We start from the raw sequence: 17498 nt of genomic DNA on the forward strand, positions 1-17498 counted from the left end.
ACTATCAGAGAATAGCGACAACTTACTAAGCTTTTTTCAGGCCATTGATGTTGAGCGCCATAGATATTCGCAAGCCATTCTGATTACGACCAGTCTCCACTTGATGCATTAACCATGAGGGGAATAAGAGCAAATCTCCCGGCTCAGGTGACACAGGAAATCTTGGGACCAACGAATCAAAAACGTTCCCAAGACTGGATTGAAGCTGTGACATTTCAGCCTGAGGCCGAGGGTCACGAAACACAATTCTTCCAGACTCAGGCGGAACTGAAATGTAGAGAACACCACTAATCTCTGCACCCGGATGAACATGTGCGCTGTTATGAGATGCAGCGAGACTGCAATTCATCCAGCAATTGACCCTAAAAGCACTTTCCAATGGCAGCGCCGAACTGAGCATTCCAATAAGGGCTCTACGTTCAGAGTCATGTAAATAAGGACTCTCTCGAAGCATGCAACGACGACTCTGCGAACCCAGAAAATTAGATCTGTTAAAGCCCGGATTGATTTCACCACTCGACACATCTGTCTCAACCTGAGCTGCAATTCTCTGCAGTGATGCTGACAACGCGTCAGGCCATTTCAATCTCCAAAAAGGAGTACCGAACAGCAATTGAACACGAGATTGATAATCAGCCATCCTTCAATCATAACTCGTCAAGCCAGGAAGACTCTATTCGGACTGATCCAATCAAACTGCAGAGTCTTCGTAAGTCACAATCGCATCTAACCTAGCTCTTGCCATTTCCTTTTCGGCCATGTCTGAATCAGCCTCAGAGTTTTGGACGTGGCGCTCACATCGGATAAGGTGGAGTGTAGCGGGCAACCAAGACAATTCTGAGCTCTGTGTGCTGTTAATTCATGGTTTCGGAGCCAATACCCTCCACTGGCGTTTCAATCAACCACTGCTAGGTGGCACAACAGCTGCCTTTGCTATCGACCTGCTGGGCTTCGGCAGCAGTGATCAACCCCGTGCTGTTTTAGCAGGTGAATCATCAGATACAGGTACCAAATACAGTTTCGACCTCTGGGCAGAGCAAGTAGCGGACTTCTGCAGGGAGGTAATCAGCAAGCCGGTCCTGCTAGTGGGCAATTCGATCGGTGGAGTCGTTGCCTTAAGGAGTGCACAATTACTCGAGCTGAGAGCAGGAGCCAGTCCTTGCAAAGGAATCGTGCTTATCGACTGCGCACAACGACTGATGGATGACAAGCAACTGGTCCGTCAACCGGCATGGATGAGCTGGTTGCGTCCAGCACTCAAAGTACTGGTACAACAGCGATGGTTGAGCTCAGCGCTATTCCGCAACGCTGCACGACCCACGGTGATTCGCAATGTGTTGAAACAGGCATACCCCAGCGGGAAAAACCTAGACAATCAGCTGGTAGATCTTCTCTACCAACCCAGCCGCAGGCAGGGATCAGCCGAAGCCTTCCGCGGCTTTATCAACCTGTTTGATGACCACCTAGCACCAGATCTGATGCAAAATCTCACCACTCCCGTGGATCTGATCTGGGGCGAACAAGATCCATGGGAACCTGTGGAGGAAGCCAGGCGTTGGCTCAAAACAATTCCCTGCGTGAAAACGCTCGAGGTGATTTCTGGCGCAGGTCACTGTCCCCATGACGAAACGCCTGAGCCTGTGAATACACTGCTACTCGAAAGGATTAAGAGGTTGCAATTGACGCTTCGGAATGTTGAGTAAAAGCAGCGTCGCACATATGGATTGGCAGCAGTTCCTAGATGAATTTCGTAGCTTCGGAGGAGTGGCAGAGAACATAATTCAACGCCATGGAGAGATTGGACTTGGCATCTTTCCCATCGATCCGCAAGAACCACTCGAAATCAAAGTTCCAGAGCACCTGCTTGTACCCGCCGACAACGTCGATCTACGAGATGGAGCAGTCGTAATCAAAGACCACAGCCGGTTCCCTATGGGATATCCCGACTGGTTTCAGCGCTACCAAGCCCTTTACTCCTGGGGTGCTGATGGAGAGGCTTCTGTCACTCGCTTCGAGCAAGGACTTCTCGACCTTCCAGAGACAGTACTCAAAGCCCTGCAACAGCACGGTCTTTACAACCAGGCTGAACGACTCACAGGAACGAGTTTTCAGCTGAGCATGCTGCAACAGTTCCTAAAAAGTAGATGCGTCGGACGACGCGGCCGCTTACTGGTGATGCCGATCGTTGAACTGATCAATCACTACTCCAACGCAAATGGATGGACTGACGGCAGGGACGGCAGCATTGGTGTGAAGGGCGCATACACCACGGAAGTTCTTGTGCGTTATTCGTACACGGACCCACTGCGACGACTGATGACATACGGTTTCAATAGTGCGGAACCCATGGCCTTCAGTCTGCCGTTGCGTGTAGTACACCGAGGAAAAGAGGTGATTATCTCAGGGAGAGGTGGGGGAAAGTGGTTCAGTCCTCCAAAAATGAAGCTAAAGAACAGCAAATTGGTGATCAACAAACCTCTACTGGGGTATCAGAGAATGCCAAAACTGCCCAAAACCCTGTTTTTAAAGGCGTGTGAAGCTGAATACCACATTCATGGAGCTGAACTCTTTGACCAAATTCGCCATGCCAATACCGCAGCCATTATCGATCTTCTACGTGTGCTGAAGCACCAAGCGGATCCAGTCGCCAATCAACTGATGCAGGGCTGCCTAGACCAGCTGGATGCCCTCTCACAGCAGATAGGTCAAGGACGAAATGGGGCTATCCGACCACATTGAGGAGGAATCCGCACCGAAGCCGGCCGCCTCAACTGCGGGGACTCGTGAGAAACTAAATTGGTTTTTCCTGAATCGCGATGGGTTCCGCAGCTGATTGGCATGCATTTCTCGACGAGTTCCGAGCTTTTGGTGGCAAAGCCGAGAATGTCATGCAGCGAAAAGGCTTGTTCGGAATGGGATTGTTTCCAATTGACTCTTCAAAACCGATTGAGCTTCAAGTTCCCAATCGACTTCTGGTTGCAATCGACAATATTGAATTGAAAGATGGCGAAATTATCATCAAGGATACCAACACATTCCCCGATGGTTATGCCGACTGGTTCCGCCGCTACCAAAGCAACTATTCCTGGGGTGCGGAAGGCCGCGAAAACACTCTCGCCATCGAAGAAGGGTTGAAATCTCTACCCGATGAGGTCCAACAAATTCTCAAGCGATCCGGCCTTTACAATTCTGATAATAGGTATCCCGAGCAAGATAAAGACCAGGAGTTACTCCGTCGATTCATCCAAACACGCTGCATAAACTTCAAAGGTAAGCGAGTGATTATGCCAATGATCGAGCTACTCAATCATGGGACATCTGCTAACCCCTACGACATGAGCGGTGATGGCATCGCTGTTGGAGGGCTGTTCGAAGGAGAAGTTCTAGTGAAGTATTCAATCTCCGATCCGATTCGTCGCTTCTTCGGCTACGGATTTAATGCCCAAGAACCCTTCGGATATAGTCTTAGCTTTAGATTACAACATCGCGATCAAAAGATCTTTGTACGCGGTGGGGGTTCCGCCGGTAGTCCCACGCGAGACCTTAATGTTCAGATCAAGGGCGACACCATGGTCGTCGAACAGCCACTTCTGGCATCAACTAATTCCCCCAAGATTCCTCGCACCTTGTTCGTCAAGGCCTTCCAGAAGTTCAACGGTGTGGATGCAAATGAATTATTCGATCAGATTCATCAGCGCAACTCACGGGTATTCATTCAGCTCATCCGACTACTAAACACTGTGGAAGGCGATACATCAGAGAATCTCCGCACAGCCTGCCTTGATCAACTCTTGGCTCTCAGTCATCGCATCGGCCAACGGGATGACTTGCTCGATCAAGCTGCTCCTACTCCTGAGGCTGCCTGAAGCTTGACAATGCCGTCGAACCAGAATGTCCACAATGTCAGTCAGAAATGGCAACACCTTATTGAGGGCTTCAGAGATCTCGGCGGCACCGTTGAGAACATTATTCAGAAGCAAGGAGCTTTTGGTCTTGGGCTATTCCCCATTGATCCAACCCAGCCGATAGAACTAAGGGCACCGGCGGAGTTGCTGGTGCCAACCAATCAGATCAAACTGGTCAACGGAGACCTAAGCCTTGCGGACCCAGCCAACTTTCCAGCTGGATACGATGAATGGTTCGAAACCTTTCAGCGCGATTTCTCCTGGGGTGCAGATGGACGCAATTCCATTCTTTCTTTCGAAAGGGAACTTCGATCTCTTCCAAAAGTTATTCAACAGCGATTAAATCCATTCTGTTCCGTTCCCATCGCAGAACGGCTTCCCTCTGAAGATGATGGGACGATTCTCCAACGCTTTCTGCGCACTCGACGGATTAGCTGGAAAGATCAAACGGTTCTGATGCCAATGATTGAGCTGGTCAATCACTCGGCTCAGCAAGCCTCATGGAAGGTTGAGGAAGATGCCATCCGCGTAAGCGGTAGCTTCGCCAACGAAATCCTTGTGCGGTATTCATTTGCCGATCCTTTGCATCGCTTCCTTCAATATGGTTTCGGCTGCGTAGAGCCCACAGCCTTCAGTATGGATATGCGCGTCAAGCACCACGAAAGATTGATCATCGTCAAAGGCGGTATTAATCATCGACCGATGCACCCCTTGAAGGTGTCGATCAACGCCAAACAGGTGATGATTGATCGTCCGCTCTTGGGCTGCAAACCTTCGGTCAAAGCACCGAAACGCCTGTTCCTGGAGGCACTCTCAGGTGTTGAAGGAGTGGAGCCAAATGAACTTTTTGAACAGATTGTCCACATTAATCGCAAGCAAATTCTCAATCTGCTCACCGCAATCGACAGCATCAAGCAACCACTTATACCAGAACTCAAACAGACCTGCCTGGATCAACTTGTCGCCCTGACTTGGTCAACCAGTTGATTAAGTTGAGCCAACCCTCATCGGCAAGTTCTCACGTGACTGGATGAGTGACAGAATCCACAACAGTTTTACTCCTGCAGCCTGTTCAGGCGAAGCAGTGTGTAATGGGACTAAAACTTTTGCTGTTGTGGTGATACTACAGGCCTTGAATCAAAGATTACTGAAAATCGGCGAGCTCGAGCACATGAGGAGGCAGGGGTCATCATCGCTAACTCGGGTGCATACGCAATCAATTCCACGACAGCATCATTGAGTGCAGTTAACACTATCCCGACAAACCAAGAAGAGCTGGGGTCAAAGCGCGGCAGCCATCAATATGAATGCATATGATGACATCTTTGGCCACTCCTACAATCCTCTAAAAAACTGCACAAATCCCGCAATACACCCTAGATTTCGATCCAACATATCGATCGAATGAAGATCACCTTCCAAGGCTCCCATCACCTCGGCCACTGTATAACCTACTAAAACGTCGTCCACCACAGCGAAACTCAAAAGACAATGCCACTTCGCAAGAACCGACACAAGACAAGCAACGAATAAATCACCACTATTGAAGAATGCCATCAGGGATGGCAACAAAGAGATCTACTCTTAATTAAACAAACCTACGCTGGTGGAATACCTTTTCATCACGAATCCGAATCGAACTGAAGAAAGCGTTATCCTTTACCTAAAGGACTTTAAATCAAGCGTTAAGGGAACTTGCATCTGTGCCTTCAAAAGGTACTTGAAGCATGGGAAACGCCAACAGCATTCGACCCGGACTCTCCCTAACCGCGTGAACCAAATGATGAAACTCCTCAGAAAGACCTACTTTTTAGCCCGCCTACATCTTTCCCATAGACGATTTGCAACAGCAGCTATCGATGCAGAACAAAACCGTTAGTAAATGAAAGTTCGCGTCACAAAGAATAAAGACGCCAGCCCCTCTCCCCGAACAAAAGCATATCGACCTCAGCTTAAATCCTGCCATCAAGGAATGTGACGCCTAGAACACTAAATAGAGTGCAAAAAACAAAATTATAACTAAAGCTATCATCCACATAGAATATTTGGTCAAAATAATTGAGAACTTCTTGCTTGCCAAGCCTTAACATTGCAAAAACGGAATTAGGCGAGATTTAAGCTGCAATCACTCCACCATAAGAAAAATTACTTTCTTTGAAAGTAATGATTAAAATTAATTTCGATAATAAAAAATACTAGCGACAAGGCATCAAACAAACGAAATATAACTGGCCTTAAAAAATGCTGGCGAGTGCAGAAAAGAACATAATTATTTCAACTTGCAAGCCTAATTTAGGTCAATTAACATGTGATTTTAACTAGCTATGTATGCTTCAACCTGATCACTCACTCGGCGCAGACCGGCTAAACCATCTCGCTCTAGATTGCGGACACGATCTCGGCTCATACCCAGGATGCGGCCGATACCGGTAAGGCTCATCGGGTCTTCCCCATCCATGCCATAACGCATCCGCAGCACCTGTTCCTGAAGGTGAGGCAACTGCCCCAACAAGCTGCGCAGATCACCTTTCAAGCAATCCTCTTCGACCTGATCGCTGGGCAGATCACCATCGCCGGAGAGCAGCTCCAACAGCTCGGTGTCATCGCCATCACCCACTTTCATCTCCAAGCTCACGGGCTGGCGGGCGCGACACATCAGATCCTTGACGTCATCTTCCGGCAGCTCGACGTACTCAGCGAGCTCGATGACGGTGGGGGTGCGACCCAGCTCTTGGCTTAGCTCCCGCTGGCCCTTCTTGAGCTTGTTCAGCATCTCAGTGATGTGAATCGGTAGCCGGATCGTGCGGCTCTTTTCAGCAATGGCACGCGTGATGCCCTGACGGATCCACCAGTAGGCATAGGTGGAGAATTTATAGCCCCTGGTGGGATCAAACTTTTCAACCCCACGCACCAGGCCGATGGTTCCTTCCTGAATTAGATCCAGGAGCTCCATGTTCCGCTTGGTGTATTTCTTAGCGACGCTGACCACCAGCCTTAGGTTGGCGGCCACCATGCGCTCTTTAGCGCGACGGCCGTGCTGAAGCTTGCGCTTGAGCTGCACTGAGGAAAGCCCCGAGGCCTTAGCCAGCTGATCTCGGCTGGGCTTCTCACCTTCCTTGCTCTCCAGCTCAGACTCGATGGTCTCAATGTCCATTAACTCTTGGACTTGACGCCCGAGAGTGATCTCCTGCTCATGGGTGAGAAGGGGGACACGGCCGATGTCACGTAAATAGGAGCGAACCAGGTCGACGTCTGCCGTGACGGTTTTCGCGGCAGTTTTCGGCTTGGGAATAGCGGTCGCTGCCGGAGCCATGTCGCTTCTTTGAGTTATGTAAAGAGTACTCCTAAGAAACGTAAACAGACTCTCAGAAAACGCCCAAGGCAAAGAATTGGGTAGAAATACCTGTGGCGTGAACCAGCTGCGGCAGGTGGACCAACAGCCACCCCGCCGTCTTCAGGTAGATCAACGTGCCCGCCACGTCTGTACAGGTGGTGATGAAGGGCGTGGACATCAAGGCCGGATCCAGACCCATGCGGTCGAACAGCAGCGGAAACGCTGCACCGGCGGTGGCCGCCAAGGTGGTGATCGCCAAAAGACTCATCCCTACTGAGAGGCCCACCAACGCGCTTTCCCCTCTCCACCAGGCAAAGGGCACTACTAACAGCATCATCAAAATGCCCAGCAACGCCCCTGCCATCGCTTCGCGGGTAATCGCCCTCAAGGGTCCGAGGCTGGAGATGCTCTGGGTGCTCAAGCCACGGATCACCACCGTGGAGCTCTGGGCCCCCACATTGCCGCCGGTGCCACCCAACAACGGAATGAACGCCGCAAGCAGCACGACCCGCTGCAGCACGTCTTCGTTGGCGGCAATCACTTCCGAGGTGAAGAAGCTGGCGAGCACCAGCACCGCCAACCAAACCACCCGGCGACGGGCGACGGTGAACAGGTTGCTGCTGAAGTAGTCGTCATCATCACCGGCCTGAACCGCACCGGCGGCGTACAGATCGCGGGTGGCCTCCTGCTCGATCACATCGATCACGTCATCCACCGTGACAATGCCGACCAGACGCTGTTCCAGATCAACCACAGGAACGGCGAGGAAGTCATAGCGCTGGATCGTGCGAGCCACCTTCTCCTGATCCGTGTCAGTGCTGACGCTGAGCACTTCCTCCGTCATCACATCGCCGATGCGAGCCTGGGGGTCTGCCGTCACCAGATCCCTGAGCGACAGGATGCCGGTGAGGCGGCGCTCGGCATCCGTCACATAGAGGGAATAAATCGTTTCGGTGTCGCGGGCGCGGCGGCGCACGATTTCCAACGCCAAAGCCGCCGTCTGGTTTTCCTTCAGGGCGATGTACTCGGTCGTCATCAAGCGACCGGCCGTCTCAGAGCGGTAACCCAGCAATTCAGCGGTCACCTTGCGCTCATCGGGGCTGAGCTCGCTGAGCAGCTGGCGCACCACCTTGGCCGGCAGTTCCTCAAACAAGCGGGCACGATCATCCGGCGACATCTCCTCCACCACCTCCCGCATCTCACCGGAACGCAGCAGGCTCAGCAGACTCTGCTGGGTGGCGGTGTCGAGGTACTCATAAACACTGATGGCTTCGTCTTTGCTGAGCAGACGAAAGGCAATCGCCTGCAGGTTGGCTGGCAGCGCTCCGATCGCTTCAGCGATATCGACCGGCTGAACCGGTTCCAGCAGCAGTTTCACCGCGTCGTAGTTCCCCGCCTGAAGCATGGCGGCGAGCTCATGGGTGACTGCTTCGGCCAGCATCTCGTGCTCTACCGTCACGCCGCTGCTCAACCCCGATGCCTCCGTCATGCTCCTCCGGCCGGGAGCTCAGTCTATGGCCGTTACATCCGGTTAACGTCAGCTCTCCCTCAGTGTCCAACCATGGCGATCAGCGTCAGCTCCGTTTCCGTCACCACCCCCGACGGCAGCAGCAAATCCCTTGGCGATTACGCCGGCAAGGTGCTGCTGATCGTGAACGTGGCCAGCCGCTGTGGCTTCACTAAGCAATACGCCGGGCTGCAGGCCCTGAACGAGGCCTACGCCGCCAAGGGTCTGGCCGTTCTGGGTTTCCCCTGCAACGACTTCGGCGCCCAGGAGCCCGGCAGCCTCGACGAGATCAAGAGCTTCTGCTCCACCACCTACGGCGCCGACTTCGAGCTGTTTGAGAAGGTGCACGCCAAGGGCAGCACCACAGAGCCCTACACCACCCTCAATGAGATGGATCCCGCCGGTGATGTGGAGTGGAACTTCGAGAAGTTCCTGGTTGGCAAGGACGGCACAGTGATCTCCCGTTTCAAGAGCGGCGTCACCCCCGAAGACCTCAAGTCGGCAATTGAGGCGGCTCTGGCGGCTTGATTCGGCGCCCCAGGCTGAAACCAAGGGCCGCGGCGCCAAGCCCCAGCCCAAGGGTCAGCCCGATCAAACCCAACGCGGCGGCCCAATCTCCGGAGCTCAGGTGCTTCATGGCCGCCAACATCCAACTGCTGAAGGTGGTGAGCGAGCCGCAGAAGCCAATGCCCAGCAGCAACTGTCGACGCGGGGCGGCGGGAAGCCCGGCCAGCATGCCCAACAGCGCGGCCCCCAGGACGTTCACCAGCAGGTTCTGATCCCCCAGATGCAGGGCCAGCTGCCAGCGCAGCAGAGCTCCGGGCACAGCACCCAGACCCACGAGCAGCAGCTCTTGCAGTTCCAGTTGAAGGCTGGGTTTGGTCTCAGGCATGGGTCCCCAGTCCGTAACCAACGGCCGAGGCCAGCAAACCCGCCCCGATCGAAGCGAGCGCAAGCACCAACGCCGTTAGAGCCTGGCCGGCACGGAGCTCGTTCAGCAACTCCACCGCAAAGGTGGAAAAGGTGCTGAGGCTGCCGAAAAAACCGACACCCATCAGCAGCGCGATGCCGGTGCTGGAGGTGCAGGTTTCATTGAGGGCCAGCACCAGCCCCAGGGCGAAACAGGCCACCACATTCACAAGAAAGGTGCCCCAGTGCTTCTTCGGCACCATGGGCTGAAAGTGGTTCACCACCTTCAAGCGCAGCCAGGCCCCGGGGATCGCCCCAAGACCAACCAACAGAGCCTCAGGCGCGGAGCCAGCCACGGCGTTGCTCTCCTGAGACGGTTTGCACGTGCAGCCAATCCTGGCCATCGGCGGCAGACCAACGGCGCAGCAGGCGCAGGGAGGATCCCGCCTTGAGGGTGCGCAGCCGTGGAGCAACCTCCAGCGGGCTGAGGTGCAGGGGCTGGTCGGTCGACGTGTGCAACGGCCCAGACGCCTCGCGGCGACGGTGCTGCGGTTGACGCCGATCAGCACCACCGGCGGGCAAGGCCGCCGGGGCCATCAGCGCCACCCCCAGCAACCAACTCCACCGCAGAACACCACCCATCCGAACAGGCACCATCAAATGTCGAGGGCTGCCATGTCCAGCTCGGCGCTGTGGGTTTCGATGAATTCCCGGCGAGGAGCCACCTTGTCACCCATCAGGATCGTGAAGATGCGATCGGCCTCGAGGGCGTCTTCGATCTCCACCCGTTTCATCGTGCGGGTGGTGGGATCCATGGTGGTTTCCCAGAGCTGCTTGGGCATCATTTCGCCAAGGCCCTTAAAGCGCTGAATCGTGTAGTTGGCCTTCTCGCCAAAGCCGGCCAGGGTCTTCTGCAGATCGCCCTCGTTGTAGCAATAGGTGTGGTTCTTACCTCGCTCAACTTTGTAAAGCGGCGGGCAAGCGATGTAGATGTAGCCGCCCTCCACGAGCTCTTTCTGGTAGCGGTAGAAGAAGGTGAGGAGCAGGGTGCGGATGTGGGCACCGTCCACGTCGGCGTCGGTCATGATCACGACCCGGTGATAGCGCAGGTTCTTCACGTCGAAGTCCTCGCCCTTGATCCCCAAGCCCAAAGCGGTGATCAGCGCCTGGATCTCGGTGTTTTTGTAGATCTTAGCGTCGTCGGTTTTCTCAATGTTGAGGATCTTGCCCCGCAGCGGCAGGATCGCCTGGAAGCGACGGTCGCGGCCCTGCTTGGCGGAGCCTCCAGCGGAGTCGCCCTCCACGATGTAGATCTCGGATTCGCCGGGGTCGCGGGAGCTGCAGTCGGCCAGTTTTCCGGGCAGGGTTGAGCTCTCCAGAACGCTCTTGCGGCGCACCAGTTCGCGGGCACGGCGGGCGGCTTCAGCGGCATTGAACGCCTGAATCGCCTTCTCCAGGATCAGACCGATCACGGAAGGATTGAACTCGAGGAACTGCCCCAGCGACTCGCCCACCAGGTTGTCGACGATGCCCCTCACTTCGGTATTGCCGAGCTTGGTTTTGGTCTGACCTTCAAATTCCGGTTCCGGCACCTTCACCGAAAGAACAGCGGTGAGGCCTTCACGGATGTTCTCCCCCGCCAGGTTGGAATCCGCTTCCTTGCGTTTGCCCAGCTTCTTGGCGAAGGCGTTGAGGGTGCGGGTGAGCACCGTCTTCAGACCTTCGATGTGGGTGCCCCCATCCACGGTGCGGATGTTGTTGGCAAAGCCAAGGATGCTGTCGGAGTAGGCATCAGAGCACCACTGGAGTGCCGCCTCCACCTGAACGCCATCTTTCTCCGAATTCACGTAGATGATTTCGGGGTGAAGGGCATCCTTCTCCTTGTTCATGTAGGCGACGTATTCCTTGATGCCGCCTTCATAGAAATAGGTCTCCTCATGGGGCTGACCCTCCTCATCCCGGGCCGACTCCCGCTCATCACGGAAAACAATCCGCACACCGCCGTTGAGATAGGCGAGTTCCCGCAATCGGGCCGAGAGGGTGGCGTAATCGAAGACGATGCCGCCGGTGAAGATTTCAAGATCTGGCTTGAAGCAGACGGTGGTGCCGGTCTCGCCGGACTCCGCCGAGGGTTGCGACTCTGAGGCAAGCGCCCCAATGGCAGTGCCCCGCTCAAAGCGCTGGCGATGAATCTGGCCCTGGCGGCGCACCGTTACCTGTACCCATTCACTCAGGGCATTCACCACCGAGATGCCGACGCCGTGCAAACCGCCGGACACCTTGTAACCACCGGCGCCGAATTTGCCGCCGGCATGCAACACCGTGAGCACCGTCTCCAGGGCACTCTTGCCAGTGCGTGGATGGACATCGGTGGGAATGCCACGGCCGTTGTCGCTCACCGAGGCAGAACCGTCGTCCCCCAAGACGACAACAATTTGGTCGCAATGACCTGCCAGAGCCTCATCGACCGAGTTGTCAACCACCTCGTACACCAGGTGGTGCAAGCCCCGCGGCCCCGTGGTGCCGATGTACATGCCCGGGCGCTTGCGAACGGGCTCAAGCCCCTCCAGCACCTGAATTTGCTCAGCGCCGTAGGCGTTCTGGACCTTGGAAGCGTCGCTCATTCAGTAAGTCTCGAGCCAGGAAACCGGGTCATGGGCGGGCGCAACGGCTCTAAACCTCGACCTGACAATGCCAATCTACCACCGGCTGTCTATAGAGGCTTGCAGAGGCCTCTCAGAGGTCGTTCCAAGCCGGGCTGCACCCCCTAACGCTTTTGAATAGCTCCAATCCCCTGGTGATCGCCCTGCTCGGGCCCACTGCCAGCGGCAAGACCGCCCTGGCGTTGGACATCGCCGAACGGCTGGATCTGCCGGTGATCAACGTGGATTCCCGCCAGCTCTACCGGGGGATGAATGTCGGCACTGCCAAGCCGACGGCGGAGCAGCAAAAACGAGTACAGCACCATTTATTGGACCTGCGCGGACCGGACCATCCGATCACCTTGCAGGAGTTTCAAACAGAAGCCAATCCCTGCATCAACCATGAGCTGGAGCGACGTGGCGTGGCCCTCCTCGTGGGCGGCAGCGGCCTGTATCTCAAAGCCCTCACCTCCGGACTGCAACCTCCTGCCGTCGCCCCACAGCAGAAGCTGCGCCAACAACTGACGGCATTGGGCCAGGGCATCTGCCACCCCCTGCTGCAAGCCGCAGACCCAGACGCCGCCGCCAAAATCGCTCCAGCCGATGCCGTGCGCACCCAGCGCGCCCTTGAAGTGCTCTACGCGTCCGGACAACCGATGAGCCGCCAAGCCACCGCCACACCGCCCCCCTGGAACGTCCTGGAACTGGGCCTCAATCCCGCCAATCTGCGCCAGCGGATCCAGCAACGCACCGAGCAGCTGTACCAGGACGGGCTCGTGGAGGAGACCCGGCGCCTTAGCGAGCGCTACGGCGCGGATCTTCCGCTGCTGCAGACCATCGGCTACGGCGAGGCGCTGCAGGTGATCAGCGGCAGGCTGACCAACGCAGACGCGGTGCGGATCACCAGCCAACGCACTCGCCAGTTCGCCAAACGACAACGCACCTGGTTCCGGCGTCAGCACAACCCCCACTGGCTGCCCGACCAGGCAACGTTGACGGATGCGATGACGTTGATCCAGCAGCAACTAATGTGAAGGATGCAGACGTTATATCCCTCGAAATTGTCTGCACCTGTCCCCGTCACCGCCTGAATGCCCCCACGTCCCCGTTTTGACCGTCGTGCCCCGGTTCGGGAGCTGCCCAACATCAACGATCGGATCAACTACCCCCAATTGCGGGTGGTCGACTCAGACGGCGCTCAGCTGGGCGTGATCAGCAGGGAAGAAGCCCTCGACGTGGCCCGTGACCGGGAACTGGATCTGGTGCTGGTGAGCGAGAAGGCCGACCCGCCGGTCTGCCGAATCATGGACTACGGCAAGTTCAAGTTCGAACAAGAAAAGAAAGCCAAAGAGGCCAAGAAAAAGTCGCACCAGACCGAAGTTAAAGAGGTCAAGATGCGCTACAAGATCGACCAGCACGACTACGACGTGCGGATTGGTCAGGCTCAGCGTTTCCTCAAGGCTGGCGACAAGGTGAAGTGCACAGTGATCTTCCGCGGCAGGGAAATTCAGCACACTGCCCTGGCGGAGACCTTGTTGCGGCGGATGGCTAAAGACCTCGAGGAGAAGGCCGAGATCCAGCAAGCACCCAAACGGGAGGGCCGCAACATGATCATGTTTCTCACCCCGCGCAAAACGCCGCTGGTGAAGAAGGAGGAAAAAGAGCAAGCCGCCAACAAGGCCGTGCGCACGATTCCGGCACCGCCGCGGCCTACTGCCGCCAAAGTCTCCAGCCAATCGAGCTGATCAGAATTGCGGCATGCCACCTGATTTCGTCACTGGGTGTCCTTTCCCCGTGACACTTTTGATGTCAGAGGACGGGTTCCAGAACGATTCGAATCAACCGCTTGGCAGACGATCAGCAGGAGAATCGTTTCTGCATGCCTACCTCCTCCATAGTGGTAATCGAACCCACCATTTAGTACTGCCCAACCGTCAGGGGGGCGCCTACTTCGAGAAGCTGGCACGAACCGCTGACCCGCACACCGATATCCGAGCGGTGGATTTCCGACAGTGGGCAAGAGCAGCTCGCGACACTGGCACCTTTCACTTGCCCGACCCGAGGCTGGGGCGTTGGGCTTGGAAGCGCATGCCCCTTGGCGATGGGATCTTCTCGCTGATGGGAATCGTCCACACCCTAAACACCACTGCCGTTCAACAGGGATTGACTGAGTTTTGCTCAGCGCCAGTACGAGCCTGGGATGCACTGATCTGCACCTCACAGGCCAGCCAACAGGTGGTTCAAGGGTTTCTTGATCGACAGGAGGCTTACCTGCGCTGGCGCCACGGCGCCCAACGCTTTGAACGACCGCTGCTCCCGGTGATTCCCCTGGGAATCCATCCGGCGCAATGGCAGCCACGGAATGGACTGAACCGTTCGGAGATCCGCCGCGAGGCACGCCATCAACTCTGCCTGCCTCAAGACGCCACTTTGGTGCTAGTAGCTGGCCGTCTCGACAACATGACCAAATTTCAGCCAGATTCACTTTTACGAGTGCTGGAGCACCTACGCAACGACGGAAACAATCAGCTGGAACTTGTGGTGTACGGAGAAGCGTTTGATGAAGCTGAACTGCAGCGTTGGAAAAATGGCGCACAACAATTGGCACCTAACCTGCCCATTCACTGGATACCAGGCCGCAAATCCGACCTTGCAGCTCCGGTGCGCTGGGCCTCAGATCTCTTTGTAAGCCTGCCTGACAACCCACAGGAAACCTTTGGCATCACGCCTTTAGAGGCCATGGCTGCTGGCTTAACCTGTGTTGTAAGTGATTGGGACGGCTATCGAGACACCGTGGTCAATCCCGGAGAAGCGGAAGAACCAACCGGTGTTCGGATTCCCACGCGGATGCAAGAAGGCCTCGGTACACAGGAAGCACTGGCAAGCCTGAATGAAGTCATTGGTGAGCGCATGGCGCAGGGTCGAGTGTCTCAAGGCATCGCAGTTGACCCTGAAGCGCTGCGACAAACCCTTAAGGAACTGATTCATGCACCCGCCCGGCGTGAGGCCATGGGTGCAGCAGGGCGAGAACGGGTTCTCCGCTATTACGACTGGAAAATCTTGATCGAGACCTGGCGCGAGCTAGTGCTGGAGCTCACCCAACGACGGTTGCAGGCCGTTGAAAAAGGTTGGACACTTAAGCCTCAACTGCCTCCCTGGAGACCAAATACCAGTACGGCATTTGGCTGCTATGCCAGCGAAGTTCTCGACAGAAACTGGGAGCCCATTCCACCACCAGAGGCACTTGAAAAGGAACGGCTACAAAACCCTTTTCAGACCTGGGACAAGGACTTACTGAGAAGCGAAAGCCCCCGCAGACGGGGCTGGTGGCTGAAGCAGGGCCTCGTCAAACCCTGATCAGTCCTCCAATAGCAACCTCCATCCCAGAGCGGAAGCTTGGGGGTTATAGCTACTGCGGGCCTCACACATGAAGCCATGATCAGCTCCATCGATCTCCAAGTAGCGGAGCCGCTTAGTGGAGGAATCGCAGGCCTTCAGCGCAGCCTCGATGGCCGCTTGATCTTCAGCCGGAATCAACGGATCAGCAGTTCCACACAGACACGTGAGCCGCCCCGCCACCTGCGGCAACAGCTCAAGAGAAGGCGGCCCACCCCCGGGCCGCATCCGGCTGACGCCGGCGCCATAGAAATCAAAGGCGGCCGCCACGCCAGGCAGAGTGGCCGCCAGGAAGGCTGCATGCCCCCCGAAGCAGAAGCCCACCACATGAACGGCTGCTTGCGGGTAACGGGCCCGCAGCCAAGAGAGGGCTGTAGCGACATCACCGAGGATCTGATCGCTGGTGGTGGCGTCCTTGTGGCGACGACCTTGGGCCAGATCGGACGTTTCATAGGCCAACTCCAGATCGGGGGCCGTTCGGGCAAACAAGGGCACCGCAAGGGCCGGATAACCATGGGCGGCCAGCCGATCGGCCACGCTGCGCACCCAGGCATTCACACCGAACACCTCAGGCAGCACGATATAGACACGATTAATAGACGAATCCATCTCGATATCGCTCTCGCTCCCCTGCGGCTCCACCCACCAGCAACGCAAACAAGCGGGACTGTTCAGGACTTCAACCCACATTCCGCCGGCCGGCTCAAAACTTGCCATAACTGCATAGGACACAGAAGTAATTGTCACCAGGGGAATCGCTCCGTATGGTGGCCGCATTCCGACCTGTCCCACCGGCGTGCGATTCCATATCCAACAGGAAAGCGACATTCCGGCATCGACGCAGCTCTACAACCAGATCTGTTTCGCTATCGCAGCGCGGCATTACCCGCCGGGGCATCGCCTCCCGAGCACCCGCCAGCTGGCGATGCAGACCGGATTGCATCGCAACACAATCAGCAAGGTTTATCGCCAGCTGGAAACCGATGGCGTCGTGGAAGCCATGGCCGGCTCCGGCATCTACGTACGCGACCAGCAGAAACCACGGGAAATCAAAACGCCACCGCACATCCGCAATCGGGGCGTCACCGACCTCGACCGTGAAGTGCGCAAATGCGTGGATGGCCTGCTGAATGCAGGCTGCACTCTTCAGCAGACCCGGGAACTGCTGACCCGGGAGATCGACTGGCGCCTGCGCTGCGGCGCCCGTGTGCTGGTGAGCACCCCCAGGGAAGACATCGGCGCCTCGATGCTGATCGCCGAGGAGCTGGAACCCTGCCTCGATGTGCCTGTGGAGGTGGTGCCGATGGAGGAGCTGGAGAGCGTGCTGGAGAACTCCAGCAACGGCACGGTGGTGACCAGCCGCTATTTCCTCCAACCGTTGGAGGAAATAGCCAAGAATCACAGCGTTCGGGCAGTGGCCGTTGACCTCAATGACTTCCGCCAGGAGCTGGCCATGCTCAAGGAGCTGCGCCCCGGCAGCTGTGTGGGCCTGGTCAGCATCAGCCCCGGCATCCTGAGGGCGGCTGAGGTCATCCTCCACTCGATGCGCGGCAACGAGTTGCTGCTAATGACCGCCACGCCGGATGTGGGCAGCCGCCTGCTGGCACTGCTGCGGGCCTCCAGCCATGTGCTCTGCGATCGGCCCAGCCTGCCCCTGGTGGAGCAGAGCCTGCGCCAGAACCGCTCCCAGCTCATGCGCATGCCCCAGGTGCATTGCGCCGAGAGTTACCTCAGCACCGATACGATCGATTTGCTCCGCAAGGAGATTGGCCTGCAGACCCCGGCGGCCGCCAGCTGACCCCCCT

The 17498-nt window shown here is 56.4% G+C and carries 17 protein-coding genes; 9 read left to right on the forward strand and 8 right to left on the reverse strand.

Annotated features, from left to right (window positions below; genetic code table 11):
- Window positions 1-25: 25 nt before the first annotated feature.
- Window positions 26-640 carry a TIGR02466 family protein gene (locus DXY30_RS08920; RefSeq protein ID WP_115094571.1) on the reverse strand — a complete coding sequence of 205 codons (615 nt, stop codon included), beginning with the start codon at window positions 638-640 and terminating at the stop codon, window positions 26-28.
- Window positions 641-758: 118 nt separating this feature from the next.
- Here DXY30_RS08920 and DXY30_RS08925 point away from each other — a divergent pair, with 118 nt between their 5' ends.
- The 4 genes from DXY30_RS08925 (at window position 759) to DXY30_RS08940 (ending at window position 4892) form a co-directional block, all read left to right on the forward strand.
- On the forward strand, window positions 759-1703 hold the full coding sequence (locus DXY30_RS08925; RefSeq protein ID WP_115094573.1) for an alpha/beta fold hydrolase: 945 nt from the start codon (window positions 759-761) through the stop codon (window positions 1701-1703).
- A 16-nt stretch (window positions 1704-1719) separates the two neighbouring features.
- On the forward strand, window positions 1720-2739 hold the full coding sequence (locus DXY30_RS08930) for a hypothetical protein (RefSeq protein ID WP_115094575.1): 1020 nt from the start codon (window positions 1720-1722) through the stop codon (window positions 2737-2739).
- 77 nt (window positions 2740-2816) lie between these two features.
- Window positions 2817-3866 (forward strand): hypothetical protein, encoded by a 1050-nt coding sequence (locus DXY30_RS08935; protein WP_115094577.1) that lies wholly within the window; start codon window positions 2817-2819, stop codon window positions 3864-3866.
- Window positions 3867-3875: 9 nt separating this feature from the next.
- Entirely contained in the window at window positions 3876-4892 is a 1017-nt protein-coding gene (locus DXY30_RS08940; RefSeq protein ID WP_115094579.1) for a hypothetical protein, read from the forward strand.
- Between the two features lie 1327 nt (window positions 4893-6219).
- On the opposite strand, the gene DXY30_RS08945 is transcribed toward DXY30_RS08940, so the two are convergent.
- Both DXY30_RS08945 and mgtE read right to left on the reverse strand, forming a co-directional pair.
- Window positions 6220-7218: an RpoD/SigA family RNA polymerase sigma factor gene (locus DXY30_RS08945; RefSeq protein ID WP_115094581.1), complete on the reverse strand. Its 999-nt coding sequence runs from the start codon at window positions 7216-7218 to the stop codon at window positions 6220-6222.
- A 52-nt stretch (window positions 7219-7270) separates the two neighbouring features.
- Entirely contained in the window at window positions 7271-8728 is a 1458-nt protein-coding gene (gene mgtE, locus DXY30_RS08950) for a magnesium transporter (RefSeq protein ID WP_115094584.1), read from the reverse strand.
- A gap of 72 nt (window positions 8729-8800) precedes the next feature.
- Here mgtE and DXY30_RS08955 point away from each other — a divergent pair, with 72 nt between their 5' ends.
- Window positions 8801-9274 (forward strand): glutathione peroxidase, encoded by a 474-nt coding sequence (locus DXY30_RS08955; RefSeq protein WP_115094586.1) that lies wholly within the window; start codon window positions 8801-8803, stop codon window positions 9272-9274.
- On the opposite strand, the gene DXY30_RS08960 is transcribed toward DXY30_RS08955, so the two are convergent.
- The 4 genes from DXY30_RS08960 to gyrB are packed head-to-tail and all read right to left on the reverse strand — an operon-like array spanning window position 9240 to window position 12279.
- Window positions 9240-9638, reverse strand: a complete 399-nt coding sequence (locus DXY30_RS08960) for a CrcB family protein (RefSeq protein ID WP_115094589.1) — start codon at window positions 9636-9638, stop codon at window positions 9240-9242. The genes DXY30_RS08955 and DXY30_RS08960 overlap by 35 nt on opposite strands.
- Window positions 9631-10011 carry a CrcB family protein gene (locus tag DXY30_RS08965; protein WP_115094591.1) on the reverse strand — a complete coding sequence of 127 codons (381 nt, stop codon included), beginning with the start codon at window positions 10009-10011 and terminating at the stop codon, window positions 9631-9633. Before DXY30_RS08965 ends, DXY30_RS08960 begins: the two co-directional genes overlap by 8 nt.
- Window positions 9992-10297 carry an SH3 domain-containing protein gene (locus tag DXY30_RS08970; protein ID WP_115094965.1) on the reverse strand — a complete coding sequence of 102 codons (306 nt, stop codon included), beginning with the start codon at window positions 10295-10297 and terminating at the stop codon, window positions 9992-9994. Before DXY30_RS08970 ends, DXY30_RS08965 begins: the two co-directional genes overlap by 20 nt.
- Before the next feature lie 14 nt (window positions 10298-10311).
- Window positions 10312-12279, reverse strand: a complete 1968-nt coding sequence (gene gyrB, locus DXY30_RS08975) for a DNA topoisomerase (ATP-hydrolyzing) subunit B (RefSeq protein ID WP_115094593.1) — start codon at window positions 12277-12279, stop codon at window positions 10312-10314.
- A gap of 152 nt (window positions 12280-12431) precedes the next feature.
- Between gyrB and miaA the strand changes: the two genes are divergently transcribed.
- The 3 genes from miaA to DXY30_RS08990 are packed head-to-tail and all read left to right on the forward strand — an operon-like array spanning window position 12432 to window position 15654.
- Complete coding sequence (gene miaA, locus DXY30_RS08980; protein ID WP_115094595.1) at window positions 12432-13331, forward strand: tRNA (adenosine(37)-N6)-dimethylallyltransferase MiaA; 900 nt, start codon at window positions 12432-12434, stop codon at window positions 13329-13331.
- Window positions 13332-13388: 57 nt separating this feature from the next.
- A complete protein-coding gene (gene infC / locus DXY30_RS08985) occupies window positions 13389-14042 on the forward strand; it encodes a translation initiation factor IF-3 (RefSeq protein ID WP_115094597.1) in 654 nt (217 codons plus the stop codon).
- Between the two features lie 13 nt (window positions 14043-14055).
- On the forward strand, window positions 14056-15654 hold the full coding sequence (locus DXY30_RS08990) for a glycosyltransferase family 4 protein (protein ID WP_115094599.1): 1599 nt from the start codon (window positions 14056-14058) through the stop codon (window positions 15652-15654).
- Here DXY30_RS08990 and DXY30_RS08995 read toward each other — a convergent pair whose 3' ends face one another.
- On the reverse strand, window positions 15655-16410 hold the full coding sequence (locus tag DXY30_RS08995) for a dienelactone hydrolase family protein (protein ID WP_244281345.1): 756 nt from the start codon (window positions 16408-16410) through the stop codon (window positions 15655-15657). It abuts the gene before it with no gap.
- 79 nt (window positions 16411-16489) lie between these two features.
- On the opposite strand from DXY30_RS08995, the gene DXY30_RS09000 reads away from it, so the two are divergent.
- Window positions 16490-17491 carry a GntR family transcriptional regulator gene (locus DXY30_RS09000; RefSeq protein WP_115094603.1) on the forward strand — a complete coding sequence of 334 codons (1002 nt, stop codon included), beginning with the start codon at window positions 16490-16492 and terminating at the stop codon, window positions 17489-17491.
- Window positions 17492-17498: the final 7 nt, after the last annotated feature.

Source organism: Synechococcus sp. UW106, from assembly GCF_900474015.1.
Lineage (GTDB): Bacteria > Cyanobacteriota > Cyanobacteriia > PCC-6307 > Cyanobiaceae > Parasynechococcus.